General features: G+C 59.6%; 5 protein-coding genes. 2 read left to right on the forward strand and 3 right to left on the reverse strand.

What is annotated here, in order from left to right:
- Both C6W91_RS14130 and C6W91_RS14135 read left to right on the forward strand, forming a co-directional pair.
- On the forward strand, nt 1-883 hold an 883-nt coding region (locus C6W91_RS14130; RefSeq protein WP_370570947.1), incomplete at its 5' end, for an IS256 family transposase.
- 352 nt (nt 884-1,235) lie between these two features.
- A complete protein-coding gene (locus C6W91_RS14135) occupies nt 1,236-1,700 on the forward strand; it encodes a lytic transglycosylase domain-containing protein (RefSeq protein WP_065270426.1) in 465 nt (154 codons plus the stop codon).
- A gap of 100 nt (nt 1,701-1,800) precedes the next feature.
- Here C6W91_RS14135 and tig read toward each other — a convergent pair whose 3' ends face one another.
- The 3 genes from tig to C6W91_RS14150 all read right to left on the reverse strand — a co-directional run bounded on the left by tig (nt 1,801) and on the right by C6W91_RS14150 (nt 5,296).
- On the reverse strand, nt 1,801-3,132 hold the full coding sequence (gene tig / locus C6W91_RS14140; protein WP_065270427.1) for a trigger factor: 1,332 nt from the start codon (nt 3,130-3,132) through the stop codon (nt 1,801-1,803).
- 219 nt (nt 3,133-3,351) lie between these two features.
- The gene (locus C6W91_RS14145) at nt 3,352-4,470 is read right to left on the reverse strand and encodes a porin (protein ID WP_274834305.1); all 1,119 of its coding nucleotides are present in this window, start codon (nt 4,468-4,470) and stop codon (nt 3,352-3,354) included.
- A gap of 517 nt (nt 4,471-4,987) precedes the next feature.
- Entirely contained in the window at nt 4,988-5,296 is a 309-nt protein-coding gene (locus C6W91_RS14150) for a hypothetical protein (protein WP_370570948.1), read from the reverse strand.
- Nucleotides 5,297-5,377 lie beyond the last annotated feature (81 nt).

Below are 5,377 nucleotides of genomic sequence, written 5' to 3' on the forward strand. Positions count from 1 at the left end.
CATGTATGCCCGTGGCATGACGACCCGCGAGATCCAGGGACATATCGAGGAAATCTATGGCGTCGAAGCCTCGCCTAGCCTGATTTCCGGGATCACCGACGCCGTGATGGAGGAGGTTACCGCCTGGCAGAACCGCCCTCTGGAACCCTGCTATCCGATCGTCTTCATGGACGCGATCCGGGTCAATATCCGCAGCGATGGGGCGGTCTCGAACAAGGCGGTCTTCGTGGCCCTCGCGGTACTGCCGGATGGCACGCGGGACGTTCTGGGTCTGTGGTTTCAGGCCAATGAGGGCGCAAAGTTCTGGGCCAAGGTTCTCAACGACCTGCGAAACCGGGGCGTCCAGGACATCCTCGTCGCCGTCGTGGACGGGCTGAAGGGCTTCCCTCAGGCTATCGAGGCTGCCTTTCCCCAGACGCGGGTTCAGACCTGTATTGTCCACCTCCTGCGCCATTCCATGAACTTCGCCAGCTACAAAGACCGCAAAGCCGTCGCGGCCGCTCTAAAGGCGATCTACACGGCAGTGGATGCCGATGCTGCAGAACTGGCTCTGGCTGAGTTCGAGGAAAGCGATCTGGCAAGACGGTATCCGGCAATCGCACCGAGCTGGCGGCGCGCTTGGAACGAGGTGATCCCGTTCCTCGACTACCCGCCCGAGGTCCGCAGGCTGATTTACACCACGAACGCCATTGAGGCGCTGAACTCGAAAATCCGCCGAGCCGTCAGAACCCGAGGCCATTTCCCAAGCGACGACGCGGCGGCGAAATTGATCTATCTCGCGCTCAATGCTACATCGTCCGAGTGGAAGCGTTCGGTGCGCGAATGGCACGCTGTCAGAAGCCAGTTCGCCATCATGTTCGAAGACCGCTTCCCAATGGCCTAACAAAACGCGTCAGGCACAAAATTCGGCACAGTCTCAAAGCCTTATAAATTAGAATTGTTTGCACTTTTCCTGATATCGGCGGACGCCCGCCAAAGCTGCCGACGGTACGTGCCAATGGCTCCATAACGGGACTTTTGCGCGCCTGAAACGGGCGCTCACACCCCTTTCAGCGGCGCTGCCCCCCTCATGGATCGGTGAAGACTTGCCGATGAAACAGCGCTGCGCTTCCCCCCGATTGTGGCCATTCTCAAGCATGACTAGTCTGCCGTGACGGATCCACCGGTGCCCATCGTCTCCCCAGAGGGAGCGCCCTTCACGGATCCATTCTGTTCCTGTTGCCCGGAGTTCCCCGATGCACCGACGTCATGTCTTCTCTCTGCTGGCCTTGCCGCTGCTTGCCGCGGGCTGCGGCGCTGCCCCTCAGGCCGTCAGCCGCAACGAGCCGCCACTGTTTCCCAATGAAACCCCGGACCTGCGCAAGAAGATTAATTACTGGTCCGACCATTACGAGGTGCCACGCTCTCTGGTGCACCGGCTGGCGGTACGGGAGAGCACCCATCGCCCAACAGCCGTCAACCGGCCCTACTACGGCCTGTTGCAGATTCTGCCCGCCACCGCGCGTTCGATGGGCTTCAAAGGCAAGCCACAGGACCTGTTGGACGCAGACACCAACCTTGAATTCTCGGTGAAATACCTGCGCGGCGCCTGGCTGCTTGCCGATGGTAGCGAGGACACCGCAGTCAAACATTACTCGCGTGGCTACTACTACGAAGCCAAGCGCCGCGGCATGCTGAAGGAAACCGGCCTGAGGACCTGAACCGGCTTGTGGTGTCCATGTGGCCCGCATTCCCTGTATCAGAATGAAAAAGGGCCGTCCCTGACGGGCGGCCCTTTCAACAACTACTGGAGGGAGAGGATTACTCCTCGTCCAGCTCTTCAACAGCTTTCTGCAGATCGTCTTTCGAGACTTCTTTCTCGGTCACGGTCGCCTGATCAAAGACGTGGTCGATGACCTTGTCCTCGAAGATCGGCGCACGCAGCTGCTGCTGCATCTGAGCGTTCTGCTGAATGAATTCAAAGAACTGGCGCTCCTGACCCGGGTATTGACGCGCCTGCGCCATGATCGCCTGGGTCATTTCCGCGTCGGTCACTTCGACCTCTGCCTTCTGGCCCAGCTCGGCCAGCAGCAGGCCAAGGCGCACGCGGCGTTCGGCCAGTTTGGTGTGCTCTTCGGTCGCTTCGATCTCACCGTGGTTGTGGTCGTGGACGTCCGGGTTGTCCTCGTGCCACAGCTGGTGGGCGATCTGCTGTGCTTCGGCCTCGACCAGCGACGGCGGCAGGTCAAAGGAGACCAGCTCGTCCAGCTTGTCCAGGGTCGCGCGCTTCATCACGGCGCGGGCTGCACCTGCGTATTCCGCTTCCAGACGCTCACGGATTTGGGCTTTCAGGCCTTCCAGATCTTCGGCACCGAATTTCTTCGCCAGTTCGTCGTCGATCTCGGCGGCCTTCGGCGCCTTGACCTCTTTGATGGTGCAGGAGAACACGGCTTCCTTACCGGCCAGGTGATCGGCCTGGTAGTCTTCGGGGAAGGTGACGGTAACGTCTTTTTCCTCACCGGCCTTCACGCCGACCAGCTGCTCTTCGAAGCCGGGGATGAAGGAGTTGGAGCCGAGCGCCAGCGGGTAATCTTCGGCGGAACCGCCTTCGAAGGCTTCGCCGTCAACCTTGCCAACGAAATCGATCACGACCTGATCGCCATCTTCCGACGCAGCGCCCTCTTCGCGGGCTTCGAAATCCTTGGCGGTGTCGGCCAGGTTCTGCAGCGCTTCCTCGACGGCTTCATCTTCGGCTTTGACAACCATTTTCTCAACCGAGATGACGGACAGGTCGACTTCGGGAATCTCAGGCAGTGCCTCGTAGGACATCTCGACGTTGACGTCGTCGCCTTCTTTCCAGTCTTCGTTGGTCATCTTGACTTCGGGCTGCATCGCCGGACGATCACCGCTGTCTTCGAAGTGCTTGTTCATGGCGCCATCGACGGCTTCCTGCATCACTTCGCCCAGCATACGCTGACCAAACTGCTTGCGCAGCAGGGCCATCGGCACCTTGCCCTTGCGGAAGCCTTTCAGCTCCACTTCGGGCTGCGCTTCTGCCAGCTTCTCGTTGACCTTCTCGTCCAGCTCGGCGGCTGTGACAGTGATGGCGTAGCCGCGTTTCAGACCTTCGTTCAGCGTCTCGGTGACCTGCATCCTATACCTCATAGAGATTCGGGGCGCGCGCGCAGGCTCCGCCCCCAGACAATTTGAGGCCTTCTATGTGTCTGGGGCCTTCGGTGCAAGAGGCATTGCCCCCTTCGGTGCGACATTGGGCAGGTTTATGAGGGTTTCGTTGGGTGAAACCGACCCCGAAATGAAAAACACGCCCCGCAGGGCGTGTTCTCGTCTTTTAGCAGTCCGGATACCCGGGACTTAGAATTTCCAGCGCGCACCCGCCAGGATCACGTTGCTGTCCTGGTAGTTGGTCGCGGAAGTGTCCGCATAGGAGTAATCGCGGTAGGCCAGATAAGCTTCGACGTTGTACTTATCGACTTTCTGAACGGCTGCGATGCCCCAGGATTCAGCAGAATCGCCCGAAGTAACCATGTCCGAACCATCGTAGTAGTCGACGGAGACGGAGGTCGAACCGGCCGAAATCAGGTTCGCGCTGTAGCCCAGTTTGGCGTAGGCATAGCTGCCAGCAATGTCACGCTCGCCTGCAGCAACGGTCAGCGACAGGCCGGTCGGCTTGTGCTCGACGCCGAAGGAGCCCGCGACGTCACGGATGTCTGCCTTACCGGTTTCCTCGGTCCAGGCTGCGCCCAGAGCTGCGTCAAACCCGAAATCACCCAGCTCGTCGTTGCTGTAGCGCACAGCGACGTCATAGGTTTCGCGGTCGTTGTTGGTTTTCAGGATGTCGGTACCGTAGGACGCCGAGAAGGTGAAACCGTTGAAGTTCACGGAGTCATAGCGCACACGACCAAGACGGCTGCCGTCGTAGTCCTTGAAGGCGTCGCCGACGGACACAGTGCTCAGAGCACCACCTGCGGTGCGGAACGCATAACCGCCAGCCGGATCGGCAACCGCTGTGCCAGCAGCCAGACCGGTGCCGGAGGCATCGGCGAATGCAATGCCGTCAGACGCCATCGAGCCCTGACCAGCCGAGAAACGGCCGTAACGTGCAGTGTCGAATTGGAAGTCCACGTGGCGCAGGTTGGTGCGGGACCAGCTGACGTTGTCGCCTTTGGACGTCTGGTTGACGCTGTAGGAAGAGCGCAGACCAAATGCGGTTTCGAAGGCGAAGGTCAGCGTGTTCTCGCCATAGGCCTGCTTCAGGCGGAAACCGATGCGGGAGTTGGAACCGGAGTTGTCCACGAGACGGCTGTAGGTTTCAGCGCCATCATCGTAGTACTGGAACGCGGGGTCGAACTGGCCGTACCAGGTGAACGACCCGCCGGTGCTGTTTTCATAAGTCGGGCCTGCAAATGCAGGAGCGGCAAGCATCGCAGCCACAGTGGCAGCAATGGCTCTGGTTGTGAGTGTGGTGGTCATAAAGATGTCTCCTGACGTTTCGACGCGGCACGGCAGCCCCATCCCCGGCGGCTGCACCTCATACGTTGATTACCAAGGGCGTCTTCGCCGCAGCATCCTTGAAATTCCGGATGGACTGACGGCTGGAAACCCACGGCATGAACTGCGCGGAATGTTGCCAATCGCGCCCAGTGCCCGGCACCTTTAGGCCGATATCGCGTCTGTTTATGTGAGGAAGATCACACATCGCATGCGCTCAGCGCATTCCTGCCTTGATGGAAAAGCAGAGCTCCTCGCGACACATCAAATGTGCGTTATCACACTGAAAAATATCACGAAAAAGTAATCTCTTCCAAGGCCTGATTCAGCCCCGCCTCACCCCGCCAGACCGTCTAAGGGGAGATGCCCTGAGACGAGGCCCCCAGGCCGACCCCATGCAAACCCTGACCGCAAATAAAACAGGAGGCGGAGGCCATTTCCATAGCCCCCGCCCCCCCGGTATGTCCGCTGACCCGATCGGGCCCGGTTAAGTCCAGCGCTAGATCCGGTCGGCCTGCGACAACACAAGCGTGCCGAGATCGCCCCCCCGTACCAGAGTGATCGGCGCGCGTGGCGGCGCCGCCTGCTCCGCAGCGATATCCACTATGTCGTCAAGAAAGCTTTCCAGAGCTTGGGTCGGCTGGCCAAAGGCCTTGGACATCTTCAGCTGGTCGCGGGTCACCTCAATCAGGTCCATCTTTGCGTTGCTGTTTCCACGGGAAACCTCATATCCGGACTGCGCGAAGTCCTCTTGTAGATGGGCCTGGAAGGCCGCGCCCTTGGTCGTCAGCATCATAATAAACTTCATGTCGTCAAAACCTGCTGAATCGCTCCGAGTTTGTCGGAGACCATCAACTTAAGTAAGGATGATGGTTATGACGAAAAGCAA

The sequence above is a fragment of the Phaeobacter sp. SYSU ZJ3003 genome (assembly GCF_041300735.1).
GTDB lineage: Bacteria > Pseudomonadota > Alphaproteobacteria > Rhodobacterales > Rhodobacteraceae > Phycobacter > Phycobacter gallaeciensis_A.